This window comes from Gemmatimonadota bacterium (assembly GCA_016209965.1).
Lineage (GTDB): Bacteria > Gemmatimonadota > Gemmatimonadetes > Longimicrobiales > RSA9 > JACQVE01.
Genome location: JACQVE010000349.1, coordinates 1 through 3,121, shown reverse-complemented (window position 1 = coordinate 3,121; position 3,121 = coordinate 1). Strand labels below are relative to the sequence as shown.

The 3,121-nt window shown below is 70.4% G+C and carries 4 protein-coding genes; 2 read left to right on the top strand and 2 right to left on the bottom strand.

Annotation, left to right across the window (positions count from 1 at the left end):
• Together HY703_13910 and icd are read right to left on the bottom strand one after the other, a co-directional pair.
• Positions 1–713, bottom strand: a 713-nt coding sequence (locus tag HY703_13910; protein ID MBI4546285.1) for a hypothetical protein, incomplete at its 3' end; no start/stop codon positions are given.
• Positions 714–736: 23 nt separating this feature from the next.
• Complete coding sequence (icd, locus tag HY703_13905; protein MBI4546284.1) at positions 737–1,978, bottom strand: isocitrate dehydrogenase (NADP(+)); 1,242 nt, start codon at positions 1,976–1,978, stop codon at positions 737–739.
• A gap of 211 nt (positions 1,979–2,189) precedes the next feature.
• Here icd and HY703_13900 point away from each other — a divergent pair, with 211 nt between their 5' ends.
• Positions 2,190–2,759: a sigma-70 family RNA polymerase sigma factor gene (locus tag HY703_13900; GenBank protein MBI4546283.1), complete on the top strand. Its 570-nt coding sequence runs from the start codon at positions 2,190–2,192 to the stop codon at positions 2,757–2,759.
• Positions 2,756–3,121, top strand: a 366-nt coding sequence (locus HY703_13895; protein MBI4546282.1) for a hypothetical protein, incomplete at its 3' end; no start/stop codon positions are given. The genes HY703_13900 and HY703_13895, both read left to right, overlap by 4 nt.

The following is a 3,121-nucleotide window of genomic DNA, read 5'->3' as shown; positions in this document are numbered from 1 at the left end:
TCGCGGCGCATGGCGGCGCGATCAAGGACCGTCGCCTTCATGCCCTGCTCGCGTGCCAGCTCCTGGGCCACCGAGGCGAGGTGCGTAGGCGTGACGATGTTGCCGGGCTGAACGGCGAGTTCCCGGGCGCGGTTCTCGGCCTGTGCCGCGACCCGGGCAAATGCGGCTGCTCGCTCGAGCTCTGCCGCGTCCGTCTCGTCGGCCGCCAGCAGGGTCAGCTCTTCGACCCTGGCGCGTGGCAGCTCTTCCTCCGGCCGCGTCTTCAGCTCGCGGTAGTCCCAGGCAGCCAGCACGGCCGCCTCGACCACGGTCCGCCCCGTGTGGTAGGGGCCCATGCGCTCGCTCAACTGCTCGACATGGCCGAGGAAGAGGGCCAGGGCTGGCACCCCCAGCCGCTCCGCCTGGCGGACAGCGGTACCGACAGACTGGCGCAGCCGCTCCGCGGTGTACTGTTCGCGCTTCCCTGCCCCAACCAGCAACACGCGTTCGGCACCGGCTTCACCCCCGCGCGGGTAGAGCACCAGCGCCTCGTTCTTCTTCCCGCGGAAATCGCCGCGCTCGAGGACCCGGGAGATCGCGCCACCCATGCGCGTATCGAGCTGGGCCGGCGCGCCCACGACCTGGTCCTCGCGCTCGAAGAGCTGCAGCACCAGGAGCGGCGTCGTGACGTCGGCCAGCGGCGCTGCCGTCGTCGAGATTCGTAGGTCCGCCATGCTTCGACCCGCTGGCCCAGTGCCTAGGCGGCGCCGGCCATGTGCTGCACGATGGCCTCGGCGAAGCCCGAGGTCGAAACCAGCGTGGCACCGTCCATCTGCCGCGCCAGGTCATAGGTCACGACTTTGCTGCGTACGGCACCCTCGAGCCCGCGCAGCACGAGACGGGCGGCTTCCTCCCAGCCGAGGTGCTCGAGCAGCATCATGCCGGACAGGATGAGGGAGCCCGGGTTCACCTTGTCCAGCCCCGCGTACTTCGGCGCCGTGCCGTGCGTCGCCTCGAACACGGCCACTTCATCTCCCACATTGGCGCCCGGCGCCATTCCCAGTCCGCCCACCATGGCCGCGGCGGCGTCCGAGAGGTAATCCCCGTTCAGGTTGGGGGTGGCGATGACGGAGTACTCGCCGGGCCGCAACAGGATCTGCTGGAACATGGCGTCGGCGATCCGGTCCTTGATGACGACGCGGCCGTCATCCGGCGTCGCCTCGGCCTCGGAGACGGTAGACCCCCCAAACTGCTCGCGGGCGACCTCGTACCCCCAGTCGCGGAACGCGCCCTCCGTGTACTTCATGATGTTGCCCTTGTGCACCAGGGTCACGGAGGGGCGGCGGCTCTGGAGCGCGTAGCGGATCGCGGCGGCGATCAGGCGCTTGCTGCCGAATTCGCTCATCGGCTTGACACCCAGGGCGCTCCCCTGCCGGACGTCCGCCCCCAGCGTTTCCACCAGGAAGCCGCGCAACTGCTCCGCTTCCGCGCTGCCCGCCGGCCACTCAATCCCCGCGTAGACGTCTTCCGTGTTCTCCCGGAAGATCACGAAATCCACCTGCTCCGGCTCGCGGTGGGGCGAAGGCACCCCCGCGATGTAGCGCACGGGACGGATACAGGCGTAAAGGTCGAGCAACTGCCGGAGCGCGACGTTGAGGGAGCGGATCCCGCCCCCCACGGGCGTGGTGAGCGGCCCCTTGATGCCGACCCTGAAGTCACGGAGTGCTTGCAGCGTCTCCTCGGGCAGCCACTCCCCCGTCGCGCGCGCCGCCTTCTCGCCCGCCGCAACTTCCATCCAGGCCAGGCGGCGCTCGCCGCCGTAGGCGCGCTCGACGGCCGCCTCGAGGACGCGGCGAGCCGCGCGCCAGATGTCCGGACCTGTGCCGTCCCCCTCGATGTAGGGGATGATCGGCGTGTTGGGCACGGCCAACTGGCCGTCCCGGTAGGTGACGGGGGCGCCGTCTTCAGGGATGCGCGCGAACTGGTATCCTTCAGGCATACGCGGGTACAAAAGGTGCGGCCGCTCTTCCGTCCCTGGATCCGCCACACGATTACGGGGCCGATGCCTCCCGCGTGCCTGGGAGGAAATCAGCCCCGTTCCGGGCTCCGGGCGGAACACGTGGCCAGAGGGCGAGTATAGCGGCGGGTCCGGTCCCGGGCAAGTAGCGGGGCCGGCGTGTGCTGTGACCTTTTGCAGACCGAATCGTCTGATGATGCAGGAGAGCGGACCGCCCCGCCACGGCGGGGAGTGGGCCGATGCGGAGGTGGTGGCCCGTGTGCGGGGCGGGGAGCGCGAGGCCTACGCACTGCTGGTCCGGCGGTACCAGGACCTGCTTTACCGCTACGCCTTGCGTATGACGGGGCAGCCAGACACCGCGGCCGACCTGGTGCAATCGGCGTTCGTCAAGGCGTACGCTCAGCTCGAGGGGTGCCGCGACCCGGGCCGGTTTGGCGCCTGGGTGTTCCGCATCGCCGCGAATGCGTGCAGGGATCACCTGAAGAGCGGCCGCCGCCGCGACGTCAGCCTCGAGCACACGTCGAGCATCCGATCCGCCGCGGACCCGGCAGCGGACCTGGAGCGAGCTGAGCTGCGCAGGGTTCTGCAAGGCGCACTCGAGCGGCTGCCGCTGCCGCAGCGAGAGGCATTCGTGTTGAAGCACGTGGAGGGGCGGTCGTACGAAGAGATGGCCGAGCTGCTGCAGGAGCCCGTGCCCGCGCTCAAGATGCGGGTGCACCGGGCACGGCAGGCACTGAAGGCCATGCTGGAGGAGGTGCTGTGATTCATCCCGACCTGCAGCGCTACCTGGATGGCGAAATCCCGCGGGACGCGCTGCCGCCGGAGCTGAGCCAGGAAACCGGGGAATGGGAGGCTCTGCTCGCCTCGGCCGCCGAGCTGAGGGCAGAGCGGGCGCCGGCGTGGCTGGAAGGGCGTGTCATGAGCACGCTCTCCGCCCAACCTGCGCCTTCCCTCTGGCGCACCGCCTGGGGGTGGCTGCTCCACCCCCAACCCGTGCGGCTGCGGCCGATCGGAGTCATGCTGGCCGGCGCGGCCGCGCTCCTGCTCTTCTGGATCTGGCCGGGTGCGAGGCCGCCGCTACCGGGGGCGGGTGCCGCCGGGCCAGGCGCGGCCGCCCAGTTTACG

Bases quoted from the DNA above. Each gene is read 5' to 3' on its own strand.
- icd (MBI4546284.1), bottom strand. From the start codon at position 1,978: ATGCCTGAAGGATACCAGTTCGCGCGCATCCCTGAAGACGGCGCCCCC.
- HY703_13900 (MBI4546283.1), top strand. From the start codon at position 2,190: ATGATGCAGGAGAGCGGACCGCCCCGCCACGGCGGGGAGTGGGCCGAT.